Raw genomic sequence first — 15,311 nt, forward strand, 5'->3', positions numbered from 1 at the left:
GGGGACGATCGCGGCGCAGCATGCTAGACTTTGCCTCCCGCACTGGCGCAGCTCTCCGGTGCCGATCCTGTTTCCCGAGTTGATACCATGTCCAATCTTCCCGCCGCGGCTGGCGCCAGCGGCAAAGCTTCCAAAATCCCTTTCCTGACGACCCTGGTACCGATGGCCTTGCCTGGTTTCTTCGTGTTGTTATGGAGCACAGGTTTTATCGTCGCCAAGTTCGGCCTGCCGTACGCGCCGCCGCTGACTTTTTTGCTGCTGCGCTTCCTGGGCGTGCTGGTGATCCTGCTGCCGCTGGTGCTGCTGTTGCGCGCGCCGTGGCCCGTGGGGCAGTTCCGCCAGATCGCCGTGGCCGGCATCCTGATGCAGGCCGGCTACCTGGCCGGCGTGTGGTGCGCCATCAAACTGGGCATGCCGGCCGGCCTGTCGGCCCTGATCGTGGGCATGCAGCCCGTGCTGACGGCCTGCGCCGCACCGCTGATCGGCGAATCCGTGCGCCCGCGCCAATGGCTGGGCCTGTTCTTCGGCTTGCTGGGCGTGGCCCTGGTCGTCTACGCGAAGATCAACCTCGTGGGCTTGACGGTGGAAAGCGTGCTGCTGTGCGTGTTCGCCCTGCTGTCGATGACGGCCGGCACCATGTATCAAAAACGCCACTGTCCCCAGTTCGATTTGCGCACCGGGACGGTGGTGCAGTTTGCCGCTTCCATCGTCGTGGTCTTGCCATTCGCCTTGTATTACGAAGGCTTGGACCTGCATTTCAGCAACGTCCAATGGACGGCGAATTTTATTGGCGCCTTGCTGTGGTCGGTACTCGTGCTGTCGATCGGCGCCATCTTTCTGCTGTTCGCCCTGATCCGCCGCAGCGACGCGACGAAAGTGACCGGTTTGCTGTACCTGACGCCGCCCACGACGGCCGTGATGGCCTGGCTGATGTTTGGCGAAGCATTTAATATGCTGGGCATCGCCGGCATGCTGGTGGCCGTGATCGGCGTGGTGTTTGTAGTCAAGAAATAGCAGGGAGCAGCGCAGTGAGCAAGCCAGTATCTGAAACACAGGCGGCGCAGCAAGCCGTCGATAGCGTCATCCTGTCGCGCCGTTCGATCCGCGCCTTTTTACCCACGCCGGTGGCGCAGGACGAAATCGCGCGCATCCTGGAAGTGGCGGCGCGCGCGCCCTCGGGCGCCAACATGCAGCCGTGGAAAGTGTATGTGCTGTCGGGCGAAGCGCGCCTGCGCCTGTCACGCCGCATCCTCGAGGCCTATGCCGCGCCGAAAGCGCCCGATGCGCCCGCGCGCACGGCGTCGTACACCTATTACCCGCGCCAGTGGACGGCGCCGTTCATCGAGCGCCGCCGCAAGATCGGCCTGGATCTGTATCAGCTGCTGGGCCTGGAACGGGGCGATACGGCCGGCATGGCGGCCCAGCATGGGCGCAACTTCCAGTTTTTCGATGCGCCCGTGGGCTTGATCTTTACCATCGAACGGGTGCTGGAACAGGGTTCCTGGCTCGATTACGGCATGTTCTTGCAAAATATCATGCTGGCGGCGCGCGCGCGGGGACTCGATACCTGCCCGCAAGCGGCTTTCATCCACTACCATGACATCATCCGCGACGAGCTGGGCATACCGGCCAGCGAAATGGTGGTGTGCGGCATGGCCCTCGGCTATGCCGACCCGGACAAGATCGAGAACCGCCTGAGCACGGAACGCGAGCCGCTGGCCGGCTTTGTTAAATTCATGGACAAATAGACACTGCAAGCGATGGGCAGGCGCAAATGGCCGATCAAGGATGAGCTTGTTTGCTGATCGCCAACGCTTTGTATTTCAGTGCTGCAATAAATACTGTCCCAACTGTTAAATAGGCTTGCGAATACTCTGCATTTCGCTACACTGCAATAAGGCAACAGCTTCACGGGGAATTATCGAATGGCTAAGTTTAAACTTGCGCTGGGTGTCCTGGCTTCCCTGTTGTTTGCACTGGCGCCGGCTGCGGCCGTGCACGCCAGGGACGCGAACGGCAAATCCTCAGCCTCCAAGAAACACAACACCAAGAAAATCAAGGTCGTGCTGCGCAAGGGCGCGACGGCCGCGCCGCGCGAAAAGAGCGTGCGCCGGGTCGTCATGGTGCGCGGCAAACGCAAGGTCATCTATCAAAAAGTCAGCAGCGTGGCCGTGCCCATGGCCGCCCCGATGCCCACCATGGGCGACCTGGCCGGCCTGAACCTCACGCGCGATCCGCTCGACCTCAAGTCGAGCGTGGCACTGGTGCTGGACCAGGCCAATTCGGAAGTGCTGTTTGAAAAGAATTCGAATGTCGCCCTGCCCATCGCCTCCATCACCAAGATGATGACGGGCCTGGTGGTGGTCGAAGCGCACCAGGACATGGATGAATTGCTGACGATTACGGACGAAGACGTCGACCGCGCCAAGTTCAGCAGCTCGCGCCTGAAAGTGGGTTCGCAATTGACGCGCGCGAATATGCTGCACATCGCCCTGATGAGCTCGGAAAACCGCGCCGCCTCGGCGCTGGGCCGCAATTATCCGGGCGGCTTGCCCGCGTTTGTCGACGCCATGAACAGCAAGGCGCGCCAGCTGGGCATGATGGATACGCATTACGTCGATTCCAGCGGCTTGTCGAAAATGAACGTGGCCAGCGCGCGCGACTTGGGCAAGCTGGCCATGGCCGCCTTCCGCCATCCGCTGCTGCGCGAGTACTCGACGGACCCGAAAGCCATCGTCGAAGCCAGCGGCCAGCCTATGCAGTTTGGCAATACGAATCACCTGGTGGCCAATCCCGGCTGGGAAATCGGCTTGCAAAAGACGGGCTTCATCAATGAGGCGGGACGTTGTCTGATGATGCAGGCCGTCATCGAAGGACGGGCCGTGATCATGGTCTTCCTCGATTCCAAGGGGAAACAGTCGCGTACGGCCGATGCGGGACGCATGCGCAAGTGGCTGGAAGCGTTGAAACCGGCCAACATGAGCTTGCCTGGCGGTTAAAAGACAGGGCAGCGTTGCTGCCCTGTTTCTTTAGTCTTGCGGTATAAAACCCAAGGTCACTGAAATCTGGTTCGCCGTTTCCACCAGGTCCACCAGCCACTCATCCTGCAGGCGATCGGCTGGCGCCGAGATCGACAGGCCAGCGATCAGCTTGCCCGAATCGTCGCGGATGCCGGCGGCCATGCAGCGCACGCCCAGCTCCAGCTCTTCATTGTCGCGCGCATAGCCGCGTTCGCGCACCAGGCTCAGCTCGCGCTCGAGCTTTTGCAGATCCGTGATGGAATTCTTGTTGTGCCCGGCCAGGCCCGTGCGCGTGGCGTACGCGCGGATGGCTTTCGGCTCATCGACGGACAGGAACAGCTTGCCGGTCGAGGTCAGGTGCAGCGGGCCGCGGCCGCCGATGGCGCGCACCACCTGCATGCCCGAGCGCTCGGAAAAAGCGCGGTCGATGTAGACGATCTCGTCGCCCTGGCGCACGGATAGGTTGATGGTTTGCTGGGTTTTCTTGTGCAGCTGGCGCATGAAATCGAGCGCCGCTTCGCGCACGCTGAGGCGGCTTTTCACCACATTGCCCAGTTCCAGCAGGCGCATGCCCAGCCGATACGTGCCCGGTTCGATGCGGTCGACAAAGCGCGTGAGCACCATGTCGTTGAGGATGCGGTGCGCCGTCGAAGGGTGCAGGCCGGAAACCTTGGACAATTCCTTCAGGCTGACCGGGTCGGAATATTTGGCCAGGGCATCGAGCAGGGCGACCATGCGTTCGATCACCTGGATCGTCGTCTTTGGGGCTGCGACCGGTTCAATTTTCATGATGGATTTGGTGCAATGCAGTATTCATGCATCTTTATACCATGATGTGAAAAAATAGTGAAATGTTCCGAGATATAAAGCGAATAAATTGTCACAATCCCTATTGTGCCCGTCATAATGCGTGAATAGCATGTGCTTTGAACCATGGAAAACTATGCAACCTGTCAATGAATTCAAGAGCAAAAGCGGCTTGAAACGGATTTTTTCCGCCTTCTTCTACTCGCTCGATGGCTTGAAGGCGGCCTGGCGCCATGAACACGCATTCCGCCAGGAACTGGGCCTGTTCGTCGTCGGCACCGTGATCGCCTTGCTGCTGCGCATCTCCGCGTTTGAAAAACTGGTGCTGATCGGCGTGCTGTTGCTGGTGCTGATCGTCGAACTGATCAATTCGGCAATCGAAGCCGTGGTCGACCGCATTTCGCTCGAGCGCCATCCGCTGTCGAAAAATGCCAAGGACTTCGGCAGCGCCGCCGTGCTGCTCACGTGCATCCTGGCCTTCGCCACGTGGTCCGTGGTGTTGTTCAACCGGTTCTATTAAGCACTAAATCCCCCCTTGTGCGACGTGCATATGCAAAAATCGCATATCAAACGGCGAAACGCTTCGTTCTCTTTGCGGTCGCCGGGCCGTAATCTGGTGGCTCTGCAAGTTCAACCACACGGGGATCTTAGATGCTGTCGAAAAAAATCATCATTGCCGCCGCCCTCAGCGCGTTTGCCGTCCTGCAAACGGCGCAGGCTGCCGATATCACCCTGCTCAACGTGTCGTATGACCCGACGCGCGAGCTGTACCAGGATGTGAATACGGCGTTTGCCAAGGAGTGGAAAGGCAAGACGGGCGACAACGTCAAGATCAAGCAATCGCACGGCGGTTCCGGCAAGCAGGCGCGCGCCGTCATCGACGGCCTGGAAGCGGACGTGGTGACGTTGGCCCTCGCCTATGACATCGATGCGCTGGCCGAGCACAAGCTGCTGGCGGCCGACTGGCAAAAGCGCTTGACGCACAACAGCTCGCCTTACACTTCGACCATCGTGTTCCTGGTGCGCAAAGGCAACCCGAAAGGTATCAAGGATTGGAATGACCTGGTCAAGCCGGGCGTGTCCGTCATCACGCCGAATCCGAAAACCTCGGGCGGCGCCCGCTGGAATCACCTGGCAGCCTGGGGCTACGCGCTGCGCCAGCCGGGCGGCAACGAAGCCAAGGCCAGGGATTTCCTCGGCAAACTGTATAAAAACGTGCCCGTGCTCGATTCCGGCGCGCGCGGTGCCACCACCACCTTCGTCGAACGCGGCATCGGCGACGTGCTGATCGCCTGGGAAAACGAGGCGTATCTTGCCGTCAAGGAACTGGGTCCGACCAAGTTCGACATCATCACGCCGTCCGTCAGCATTCTGGCCGAGCCGCCTGTCGCCGTCGTCGACAAGTTTGCCGACAAGCACGGTACGCGCAAGGTGGCCGAGGCTTACCTGAACTATCTGTACACGGACGAAGCGCAAGACATCATCGCGAAGAATTACTACCGTCCGGCAACGGACAAGGCGGCGAAGAAATACGCGTCGCAGTTCGCCAAGGTCAACCTGTTCACCATCGAGCAGGTGGCGGGCGGCTGGACGGCGGCACAGAAGGCGCACTTTGCCGACGGGGGCATCTTCGACCAGATTTATCAACCGAAATAATCTCCATGGCAGGCGCAAGCCTGCCTGTGCCGATTTTTGAAGGATCCATCATGGCGCTGCGCAGCTTTTCCGATTACCGGGTACTGATCGTGCCGGGCTTGCATAACAGCGGTCCCGAGCACTGGCAGAGCCGCTGGCAGCGTCTGTATCCGCAATTCGAGCGGGTCGAGCAGGATGACTGGAACGCGCCCGACCTGGCTATCTGGTCGGCGCGCCTGGACCAGGTGCGGCGGCAGGATGCGCGCCCGACCCTGATCGTCGCCCACAGCTTCGGCTGCCTGACGACGGCGCACAGCCTGGCGCGCGACCCGCAGGGCGTGGCCGGCGTGCTGCTGGTGGGGCCGGCCGACCCGGACAAGTTTGGCGTGGCGAAGGCATTGCCGCAAAAGCGCCTGCCTTGCCCCGGCATCCTGATCGCCAGCCAGACGGACCCGTGGATGACGGCCGAACACGCGGCGCAGTGGGCGCGGCGCTGGAATTGCAAGTATATTGATGGCGGTACGCTGGGCCATATCAACGCCGAGTCGGGGCTGGGCGACTGGGTCTATGGCCAGGCGCAACTGCAAACGCTGTTTGATCTGGCGCAAAGCGACAAGCGCCACCGTCAGGCAGCCTGATACGACGAACATTGTCGCCACACAACCTCTCAAGGAGATCACGATGACTTTACGCTTGGGCGATGTCGCCCCTGATTTTGAACAAGACAGCTCGATCGGCCCGCTCAAGTTCCACGAGTGGGCGGGCAATTCCTGGGTGGTGCTGTTTTCCCACCCGGCCGACTTTACCCCCATATGCACGACGGAACTGGGCCTGACGGCCAAGCTCAAGCCGGAATTCGACAAGCGCAACGTGAAGGCCATCGCCCTGTCCGTGGACGCGGCCGAGTCGCACAAGAGCTGGATCAAGGATATCGAAGAGACGCAAAACACGGTGGTGGGCTTCCCCATCATCGCCGACGTCGACAAGAAAGTGTCGGTGCTGTACGACATGATCCACCCGGAGCAGTCCGTCACGGCCACCGTGCGCTCCGTTTTCATCATCGACCCGAACAAGAAAGTACGGCTGATCCTCACGTATCCGCTCAGCACGGGCCGCAACTTCAATGAAATCCTGCGCGTCATCGACGCCCTGCAGCTGACGGACGGCTACACGGTGGCCACACCCGGCAACTGGAACGATGGCGACGACGTCATCATTCCCTTGACCGTGCAAGACCCGGACGTGATCAAGCAGAAATATCCGAAGGGCTTTACGGCCGCGAAGCCGTACTTGCGCCTCACGCCGCAGCCAAACAAATAAAAGTTCCTACTTTCATAAAAAACGCACCTCGCCGGTGCGTTTTTTTTCGCCTGTCGAATCTGCCGGCAAGTATGCAAAATCCATCTAAGCAAATGAGAAATGGTTAGTTCTTTTTATAACGTCTGCATGTGATTATTGCGCTCTATAACTCAAAAATGTAATAAGAAGGGGTTTCTATGTCTGCAGCATCAGCATCAGCAGCGCCGCTCAAGGCGCGCGGAGCGCCGTTTCGGGTCATGCCGGGGTTTAAGCTGTCACTGGGCTTCACGCTCTTTTACCTGGCCTTGATCGTCCTCATTCCGTTGTCGTCGGTATTCCTGAAGACCTTCACCATGACATGGGACGCCTTCTTCAGCGCCGTCACATCCGAGCGCGTGATGGCCTCGTACCGCCTGACCTTTGGCGCCTCGCTGATCGCCGCCCTGCTGAACGTGGTGTTTGGCGGCATCCTGGCCTGGGTGCTGGTGCGCTACAAGTTTCCCGGCAAGCGCATCATCGATGCGCTGGTCGACTTGCCGTTCGCCTTGCCGACGGCCGTGGCCGGCATCACCCTGACGGCCCTGTATTCCTCGAACGGCTGGTTCGGCCAGTTCATCGAAGGCGTGCTGGGCATCAAGGTGGCGTTCACGCCGCTGGGCGTGGTGGTGGCGTTGACCTTCATCGGCTTGCCGTTTGTCGTGCGCACCGTGCAACCGGTGCTGGAAGACGCGGAAAAGGAACTGGAAGAGGCGGCCGCCAGCCTGGGCGCCAATTCCCTGCAAACGTTTATCCGTGTCATCTTCCCCACCATCTTGCCATCGTTGTTGACGGGCTTTGCGCTGGCCTTCGCCCGCGCCACGGGCGAGTACGGTTCCGTGATCTTTATCGCCGGCAATATGCCGATGGTGTCGGAAATCACGCCGCTGTTCATTATTACCAAGCTGGAGCAATACGATTATGCGGGCGCCACAGCCATCGCCGTGGTGATGCTGGTCGTGTCCTTTTTGCTGTTGTTGACGATTAACCTGTTGCAAGCATGGACGCGCGGAAAGGCGAAGAAATCATGAGTACGCATACGACTGCCGCCGCTGGCGTGGACACTGCGCGGCCGACGGCGCGCCGCTTCGAACCGAACGTCGGCCCCGTCGTGCTGGAACCCTTGTGGGTGCGCACGGTATTGATCAGCATCGCCTTGCTGTTCCTGACCGCTTTCCTCATCGTGCCCCTGGTGGCCGTGTTTGCGGAAGCGTTCAAGAAGGGCTGGGAAGCGTATGTCGCCGCCATCATCGATCCGGACGCGATTTCCGCCATCAAGTTGACCCTGATCACGGCGGCCATCGCCGTGCCGCTGAACCTGGTGTTCGGCGTGGCCGCTTCCTGGTGCATCGCCAAGTTCGAGTTCCGCGGCAAGAGCATTTTATTGACCCTGATCGACTTGCCGTTTTCCGTCTCGCCCGTGATTTCCGGCCTGATCTATGTGCTGATGTTCGGCGCCCAGGGCTGGTTCGGCCCGTGGCTGCAGGCGCACGACATCAAGATTCTGTTTGCCGTGCCCGGCATCGTGCTGGCCACCATCTTCATTACCTTCCCGTTCGTGGCGCGCGAACTGATCCCGCTGATGCAGTCGCAGGGCAGCGAAGAGGAAGAGGCCGCCATCGTGCTGGGCGCCTCGGGCTGGAATACCTTCCGCCGGGTCACTTTGCCGAACATCAAGTGGGGCTTGCTGTATGGCGTGATCCTGTGTAACGCCCGCGCCATGGGCGAGTTCGGCGCCGTGTCCGTGGTCTCCGGCCATATTCGCGGGGAAACGAACACCATGCCGCTGCAGGTGGAGATTCTGTACAACGAGTACAACTTCGCCGCCGCGTTTGCCGTCGCCTCGCTGCTGGCCTTGCTGGCGCTGGTGACCCTGGCCCTGAAAGCCTTCATTGAGTGGCGTTTGAACGAGAGCGACGCCGACGATTCCGCCTTACGTTCTACGGAGCACTGATATGACCATCGCAGTTAAAAACATCCACAAGCGCTTCGGCGATTTCGTCGCCCTCGACAATATCTCGCTGGACTTTCCCGCCGGCGAACTGACGGCCCTGCTGGGCCCGTCGGGTTGCGGCAAGACCACCTTGCTGCGCATTATTGCTGGCCTGGAACACCCTGACAGCGGCCAGGTGCTGCTCGATGCGGAAGACGCGTCGAACCGCCACGTGCGCGAGCGGCAAGTCGGTTTCGTGTTTCAACACTATGCGCTGTTCAAGCACATGACGGTATTCGAGAACGTGGCGTTTGGCTTGCGTGTGAAGTCGCGCAGCGAGCGCCCGTCGGAAGACCAGATCCGCCGCAAGGTGAAAGATTTGCTGGAGCTGGTGCAACTGGACTGGCTGGCCGACCGCTATCCGCCGCAACTGTCTGGCGGCCAACGCCAGCGCATCGCCCTGGCGCGCGCCCTGGCCGTCGAACCGCGCGTGCTGCTGCTCGACGAACCGTTCGGCGCGCTGGATGCCAAGGTGCGCAAGGAATTGCGCCGCTGGCTGCGCCGCCTGCATGACGACTTGCACGTGACCAGTATTTTCGTCACGCATGACCAGGAAGAGGCGCTGGAAGTGGCCGACCAGGTGGTGTTGATGAACAAGGGCACCGTCGAGCAATTGGGTTCTCCTGAGCAAGTCTACAACCACCCGGCGTCGCCGTTTGTCTACGGCTTCCTCGGCAACGTCAACCTGTTCCATGGCCGCGTGCATGACGGCGTGATGGCGACGGGCGACGCCAGCTTCGAGGTGCCCGATTATGCGGGCGTGAGCGACAGCAAGGGCACGGCCTATGTGCGTCCGCACGACCTGGAAATCGACCGCTACACGCAGGGCGCCGAAGGCATCGTGGTGAAGCTGAGCCGCGCGCATGCGATCGGCCCGCTGGCCCAGCTGGACTTGCAGCGCGTCGACAACAGCGAGCTGATCGAAGCAGTGATGTCGAACGAGCGTTTTACCCATCTGCAGCTGAAGGAAGGCGAGACATTAGTTGTCCGCCCGAAACGCCTCCATGTATTTGTTGAACCCAACCGAACTTGATACAGGATAGCCATGAACTTTCAACAATTGCGTTCGATCCGCGAAGCGGCCCGCCGCGGCTATAACCTGACGGAAGTGGCGAATGCCCTGTTCACGTCGCAACCGGGCGTGAGCCGGCAGATACGCGAACTCGAGGACGAGCTGGGCGTGGTGATTTTCGAACGCAACGGCAAGCGCTTGACGGGCTTGACGGAGCCGGGCAAGGGTATCCTGAAGATCGTCGACCGCCTCCTGATCGAGGCGGAAAATCTGCAGCAGGCCAGCCTCGAATACAGCGGCCAGACCAGCGGAACGTTATCGGTGGCGGCCACGCACACGCAGGCGCGCTATGCGCTGCCGAAAGTGGTGCAGGGCTTTCGCGCCGCCTTCCCCGATGTGCGCATCGCGCTGCAGCAAAGCGCGCCCGAGCATATCGCGGAATGGGTGCTGTCGGGCAAGACCGATATCGGCATCGCCACGGAAGGCTTGAGCCAGTTCCCCGACCTCGTGTCGTTCCCGTGTTACCGCTGGAGCCATCTGATCGTCGTGCCGGACGGCCACCCGCTGCTCGAACACTCGCCGATCCGCCTGGAGGACTTGGCCAAGTATCCCTTGATTACCTACGACAAGGGGTTCACGGGACGGGGCCATATCGACGATGCCTTCGCCAAGGCGGGCGTGACGACCGACATCATCCTCACGGCCATGGATTCCGACGTCATCAAGCAATACGTGGCGCTGGGCCTGGGCGTGGGCATCGTTGCCTCGATGGCCTTCGACCATGGCCGCGACAAAGGGTTGCGCGCCGTGGAAGCGTCGCACCTGTTCGCCACCAACACGACGCGCCTGGCCGTACGCCGCGGCGCCTACCTGCGCGCCTACGCCTACGAGTTCATCCTGCAGCTGGCGCCGGACCTGACGCGTGAAGACATCGACCGCGCCATGGCGGGCGAAGAGGCTCTTTAAGCCAGTGCGGCCCGCTGTGCGCGCGTCAGGCTGGCCACGGCGCGCGCGTAGCTATCCTGCACCAGTTCCGCCAGATAATCTGGAGGGAAGCGCGTCACATCGACGATGGTCACCCAGTGAAAGCGGCCCATGTAGCGGGCCGGTTTTACGCCCGGCATGTCCGTCAGTTCGATGAATCGTTCTGTGCTGACGCGCAGGCTGAAGCGCCACTGCTCCGGTGCGCTGGTCTTGAAATAGGCAAACTTCTTGCCGCTCACTTCATACACGAGGATGTTCGACGGCGCATCGTACAGCGCGGCTTGCGCACCGGGCAGGGCCGCGCAAAATTCCTTCAGTTCATCTGTTGTCATTCGTCCACTGCCATGAATTGTTGTGTGTTGCGGTCGAAGGCATAGGCCGCGCCGGCAGGGGCATCCAGCAGCGCAATAAAACGGTCGTCCACGCTGAGCACGGCGCCCAGCGACACGAGGGCCACGTTGGCGCTGTCGTTGATGTAGTCGTCGCTCTCGTCGTTGGCCGTGAAGCGCCAGCCGCTGTCGTCGTCGTTGTCCGGTTCCTCGCGGTACAGGTAGCCGACGGGCGCGCCGTCTTCCAGCACTCTTTTCGTCACGAAGCACAGGCCCGCGTAGCGGTTGACGAGGTTGTCGTCATCGTCGTGCTGGGTATTGATGATGTGGCGCGCCGCGAAGGCGATGGGGTCTTTGGCGCGCAAATCGGCGATGTAGCCGGGCATGTTGTCGAGCTTGCCCGTAAAGTGCCCATGCGGCCCGACCGTGTCGACCAGCACCCACATGCGCTCGGCGCCCGGCGCCTGCGGATCGTCGCTGTGGAAGGCGAAGATCAGCTTGACCACCTCGCCGGGGCGCACCTGGGCGATGGCTTCGGGCGGCGATTTATAGAACGTATAGGGGTGGCGCGCCGCCAGTTCGGCGGCGTCGGCCAGGTGCCAGCTGGGCATGGTCATCCATTATCAAAAAAAGTAAAACCCATGGTAGCCGATTGCGTGTCAGGATGACCACGCATACCTGCAGGCTTGCCATTGCCGCAGGGCTAAGCCGCCGCTTGGCATGTGCGGATATACAACAAGCCGTTTTCCCGGAGCAGCGCCCGCGCATGGCAAGGAGGGCGGCACGCCCCTTGATAGCCGGACCCGGCAAGAAACTGATGAGATCGATTAAAAATGCCAATGGTAAAATTTGTTTCTTTTATTGCATTTTGATTTCCTGAATGATATCTTTTGCTCAATCGCAAAAAAATATAACAAAAATATAATCAATATTGTTTTTTTTGAAATTTATCAATAGGGGAAATTATGAACACGACTAAACATGCTGTGCTGGGTCTCTGCCTTGCTGTCTCGGCTTGCCTGGCGCCATTGGCCCAGGCGGCGAACTGGGTGGAAATCACCGATCCCGCCATGAGCGGCTTCCTGGTGGGCGGCAAGACCGTCACCTACGGCAGCGTGGCAGCGGATTCGGTCTGGGTCTATGACGGCGCCAACCCGTCTGGCCCGCAAAGCGCGGCCGCCATCCAGAGCTTGGTCAGCAGCAAGTTTGGTCTGCCTTCCAGCGGCACGGGCTCGCTGGTCTTTGCCGCCCAGGGCGACCTGGAAAGCGGTAAGTCCGGTTCGTTCACCGTCAAGTCCAGCTTCGACTACCTGGCCGTGCACTACGGCCGTGGCGAACTGCTGTTCCACTGGGACGCGCCGCTGGCCGCCAATACGCTTATCACCATTAGCAACCTGCCGCGCGGCCTGAGCAATTTCCGCGCCTACAGTTCCGTCTCGGCCGTGCCTGAGCCAGCGACCTACGGCATGCTGCTGCTGGGCCTGGGCCTGGTCGGTTTTGCCGCGCGCCGCCGCCGCGCCTGAGCCTGCAGCGCCCGCGGGCGCAAGACATGAAAAAAGCCCGCGCATCGGAAGATGTGCGGGCTTTTTGCATGGCGGAGCGGTATTTACCAGCTATAGCCAGCCTTGGCGTAGTAATAGCGGCCGTTGAAACCGTTCGGCGCGAAGATGCTGTACGGCTGGGTACCGTTGACGTTCAGGTTGCCCGCGCTCGTCACTTGCGCCGGATAGCGGTTGGTGACGTTGTCGATGCCGGCCACCAGGCGCCAGTTCTTGCCCAGTTTCACGGAACCGGATACGTCCAGCACCCATTGCGGGTCATACGTCTGGTCCAGCTTGACGTCGTTTTGCGGCACGGTGAAGCTGCCATAGCGCGTCACGACGCCGTGCGCATTCCAGATGCCGACGCTGTAGTCGGCGGCCAGGCTGAACTTGTCCTTCGGCGACGCCACCGTGATGCGGTCGATGCTCTGGCGGTCGATCAGTTTCAGGTTGTTGGCCGTCAGGATGGCGGGATTATCGGCGATTTTCCGTACCGTGCTCTTGTTGTGGTTGTAGGCCACGGTGAGGTCCAGGCGGTCCTTGTCCTGCAGGTCGATGCGGTAGGTGCTGACGATGTCCACGCCTTCCGTGCGCGTGTCGACGGCGTTGGTGAAGTAGCGCGCCGCGCCCACGGGCGTGCCTTGCGCCGCCAGCTGGCCCTTGAGTTTGTCGTTCAGTGCCAGGTTGGCCGAGAACAGGATGCGGTTGTCGATGTCGATGCGGTAGGCGTCGACCGACGTCGTGAAGTTGCGGCTGGGCTGGAATTGCAGGCCCAGGCTGTAGTTGCGGGCCTTTTCCGGCTTCAGGTCTTGCGCACCGAGGGCGCGCGCCTGCGGCGTATTGACGGCAAAGGTGCCCGTCTCGATGGCCGTATTGTTGCCGTTGATGACCTGGAAGTTGGTGGTGGTGATGGTGTAGTACTGCTGCGCCAGCGACGGCGCGCGGAAGCCGCTCGACACGGTGCCGCGCAGGGACAGTGCATCCGTGAACGAGTAGCGGGCCGAACCCTTGGCCGAGGTGGTGCTGCCGAAGTCGCTGTAGCGCTCATGGCGCAGGGCTACGCCGCCCGACAGTTTTTTCGTCGCTTCCGCTTCCAGGTTCACATAGACCGACTCGTTGTGGCGCGAGTGGCTGCCCGCGTTGGCGGGACGGAAGCCGGCAAAGCCTTGCGAGCCGCCGCCCGTGTACGACGCTGCGTCGCCGGCGCCGATGCTGTATTTTTCATGGCGCGCTTCGGCGCCGACGGCCACGGTCAGCGGACCCGTGAAGTAAGACACGGGAAATTCGCGCGCCGCATCGAGGTTGAACACCGTCTGTTCATTCTTCAGCGAGCCGGCATAAAAGTGCGTGGGGCTGTTCGCGCCCAGCGACTGGTTGACCGTGTTGTCGAGGTCCAGTTCGAACTTGTTGCTGCCGTAATTGAGGCTGGCATCCCAGCGCCAGCCGGCCGCCTCGCCGCGCAAGCCCGTCACCAGGGACTGGTCGGTCAAGGTGCTGTTTTGCAGCGGCAGGAAGCCTTCCGGGAAGATCGGCGTGCGCTGCGAATATGCCTTGGTCACGGAGTCCTGGATCAAGGCCGTGCGCCAGGTGGCGGCGGCCGACGTGTCGCGCTTGCCGTAGTTGCCGAAGGCATACCAGTCGAGGTTGTCGCTGATGCGGTATTCGCTGTTGAGGAAAAGCGTCGCCGGCTTGCTTTCCGGGTCGCCATAGCGCTGGTTGACCTTGCCGTAGCGCGGTTCCAGCGGATTGCGGAAATCGGCGCCGGCGCGGTTGGTCGGATCGCGTTCGGCCACTTCCGCCGAGACGCGCACCCAGCCGTCGTCGCCCAGGGCGAAGCCGGCCGAACCCTTGATGGATTTTTGCTTGCCGTCGCGTTCCTGTGTCTGGCCATAGCCCACTTCGACGTCGCCGCCGGCCGCGCCTTTTTTCAGGATGATGTTGATCACGCCGGCGATCGCGTCGGAGCCGTACTGGGCCGCCGCGCCATCGCGCAGCACTTCCACGTGGTCGATGGCGGCCAGCGGGATGGCGTTCAGGTCGACGGGCGCCGAGCCGCGGCCCAGCGAACCGTTGACGTTGACCACGGCCGAGGTGTAGCGGCGCTTGCCGTTCACCAGCACCAGGGTCTGGTCGGGCGACAGGCCGCGCAACTGGGCCGGGCGCACGGCGTCGCTGGCGTCGGCGCCCGTGGCGCGGGCGAAGTTCAGCGATGGCAGCAGGCGCGCCAGCACGGTCGCCAGTTCGGCCGAGCCCGTGCTTTGCAGGTCGCGCGAGGTGAGGATGTCGATCGGCGATTCGGAATCGATGGTGCGGCGGTTCTTGGCGAAGGTACCGGTGACTACCACCGATTGCAATTCGCCTTCGGCCGGCAGCTCTTGCTGCGCTTGCGCCTGCATTGGCAGGCTGAAGCAGGCGAGCAGGCTGGCGGCGATCACGGTTTTGACGGGCAGGGCGGGAAGTTGGGAGCGGGCGGTGCTTGAACTCATCGACGATATCTCTTCGGTTGTGGTTGCGCGGACCATGGCGGTCCGGTGATGCAATCAGATTAACAGTGGGCACGCGGCGTGCTTACGAATCGTTCTGTCTATCGATATGCAATAAATATCTGAAAGACGTCAACATGGCGCGCGTAGCGCATATGGCCTCGTTTCCAGC

General features: G+C 61.4%; 16 protein-coding genes. 12 read left to right on the plus strand and 4 right to left on the minus strand.

All coding sequences use genetic code 11. The features are described from left to right. Positions 1-87: 87 nt before the first annotated feature. The 3 genes from CBW66_RS17545 (at position 88) to pbpG (ending at position 2,999) form a co-directional block, all read left to right on the plus strand. Positions 88-1,014, plus strand: coding sequence for a DMT family transporter (locus CBW66_RS17545; protein ID WP_086139997.1), 927 nt, complete (start codon positions 88-90; stop codon positions 1,012-1,014). Positions 1,015-1,028: 14 nt separating this feature from the next. Next, entirely contained in the window at positions 1,029-1,748 is a 720-nt protein-coding gene (locus CBW66_RS17550) for a nitroreductase (RefSeq protein ID WP_086139996.1), read from the plus strand. Positions 1,749-1,925: 177 nt separating this feature from the next. Continuing rightward, the gene (pbpG, locus tag CBW66_RS17555) at positions 1,926-2,999 is read left to right on the plus strand and encodes a D-alanyl-D-alanine endopeptidase (protein ID WP_086139995.1); all 1,074 of its coding nucleotides are present in this window, start codon (positions 1,926-1,928) and stop codon (positions 2,997-2,999) included. Positions 3,000-3,029: 30 nt separating this feature from the next. Here pbpG and CBW66_RS17560 read toward each other — a convergent pair whose 3' ends face one another. After that, a complete protein-coding gene (locus CBW66_RS17560) occupies positions 3,030-3,809 on the minus strand; it encodes an IclR family transcriptional regulator (RefSeq protein ID WP_046685991.1) in 780 nt (259 codons plus the stop codon). 154 nt (positions 3,810-3,963) lie between these two features. On the opposite strand from CBW66_RS17560, the gene CBW66_RS17565 reads away from it, so the two are divergent. The 8 genes from CBW66_RS17565 (at position 3,964) to CBW66_RS17600 (ending at position 10,768) form a co-directional block, all read left to right on the plus strand. Continuing rightward, positions 3,964-4,347, plus strand: a complete 384-nt coding sequence (locus CBW66_RS17565; protein WP_070224509.1) for a diacylglycerol kinase — start codon at positions 3,964-3,966, stop codon at positions 4,345-4,347. Positions 4,348-4,478: 131 nt separating this feature from the next. Next, a complete protein-coding gene (locus tag CBW66_RS17570) occupies positions 4,479-5,483 on the plus strand; it encodes a sulfate ABC transporter substrate-binding protein (protein WP_086139994.1) in 1,005 nt (334 codons plus the stop codon). A gap of 50 nt (positions 5,484-5,533) precedes the next feature. Beyond that, the gene (locus CBW66_RS17575; RefSeq protein WP_086139993.1) at positions 5,534-6,100 is read left to right on the plus strand and encodes an alpha/beta hydrolase; all 567 of its coding nucleotides are present in this window, start codon (positions 5,534-5,536) and stop codon (positions 6,098-6,100) included. A gap of 43 nt (positions 6,101-6,143) precedes the next feature. After that, positions 6,144-6,782 (plus strand): peroxiredoxin, encoded by a 639-nt coding sequence (locus tag CBW66_RS17580; RefSeq protein WP_086139992.1) that lies wholly within the window; start codon positions 6,144-6,146, stop codon positions 6,780-6,782. 236 nt (positions 6,783-7,018) lie between these two features. Further along, positions 7,019-7,828 carry a sulfate ABC transporter permease subunit CysT gene (gene cysT, locus CBW66_RS17585; protein WP_070224513.1) on the plus strand — a complete coding sequence of 270 codons (810 nt, stop codon included), beginning with the start codon at positions 7,019-7,021 and terminating at the stop codon, positions 7,826-7,828. Then, positions 7,825-8,751 carry a sulfate ABC transporter permease subunit CysW gene (gene cysW / locus CBW66_RS17590; protein WP_086140027.1) on the plus strand — a complete coding sequence of 309 codons (927 nt, stop codon included), beginning with the start codon at positions 7,825-7,827 and terminating at the stop codon, positions 8,749-8,751. Before cysT ends, cysW begins: the two co-directional genes overlap by 4 nt. Position 8,752: 1 nt before the next feature. Further along, a complete protein-coding gene (locus tag CBW66_RS17595) occupies positions 8,753-9,823 on the plus strand; it encodes a sulfate/molybdate ABC transporter ATP-binding protein (RefSeq protein ID WP_086139990.1) in 1,071 nt (356 codons plus the stop codon). Between the two features lie 12 nt (positions 9,824-9,835). Then, positions 9,836-10,768, plus strand: a complete 933-nt coding sequence (locus CBW66_RS17600; protein WP_070224514.1) for a CysB family HTH-type transcriptional regulator — start codon at positions 9,836-9,838, stop codon at positions 10,766-10,768. Here the strand turns inward: CBW66_RS17600 and CBW66_RS17605 are convergent. Then, on the minus strand, positions 10,765-11,118 hold the full coding sequence (locus CBW66_RS17605) for an MmcQ/YjbR family DNA-binding protein (protein WP_086139989.1): 354 nt from the start codon (positions 11,116-11,118) through the stop codon (positions 10,765-10,767). The two genes, CBW66_RS17600 and CBW66_RS17605, sit on opposite strands and share 4 nt — an antisense overlap. Then, positions 11,115-11,726: a DUF2185 domain-containing protein gene (locus CBW66_RS29460; protein ID WP_086140026.1), complete on the minus strand. Its 612-nt coding sequence runs from the start codon at positions 11,724-11,726 to the stop codon at positions 11,115-11,117. Before CBW66_RS29460 ends, CBW66_RS17605 begins: the two co-directional genes overlap by 4 nt. Positions 11,727-12,080: 354 nt before the next feature. Between CBW66_RS29460 and CBW66_RS29465 the strand changes: the two genes are divergently transcribed. Beyond that, the gene (locus tag CBW66_RS29465) at positions 12,081-12,638 is read left to right on the plus strand and encodes a PEP-CTERM sorting domain-containing protein (protein ID WP_230492056.1); all 558 of its coding nucleotides are present in this window, start codon (positions 12,081-12,083) and stop codon (positions 12,636-12,638) included. Between the two features lie 83 nt (positions 12,639-12,721). Here CBW66_RS29465 and CBW66_RS17620 read toward each other — a convergent pair whose 3' ends face one another. Continuing rightward, positions 12,722-15,142, minus strand: coding sequence for a TonB-dependent siderophore receptor (locus tag CBW66_RS17620; protein ID WP_086139988.1), 2,421 nt, complete (start codon positions 15,140-15,142; stop codon positions 12,722-12,724). Between the last annotated feature and the right edge of the window lie 169 nt (positions 15,143-15,311).

Origin of the sequence: Janthinobacterium sp. GW456P (assembly GCF_002127655.1) — a bacterium.
In the GTDB taxonomy this organism is placed as follows: Bacteria; Pseudomonadota; Gammaproteobacteria; order Burkholderiales; family Burkholderiaceae_D; genus Janthinobacterium.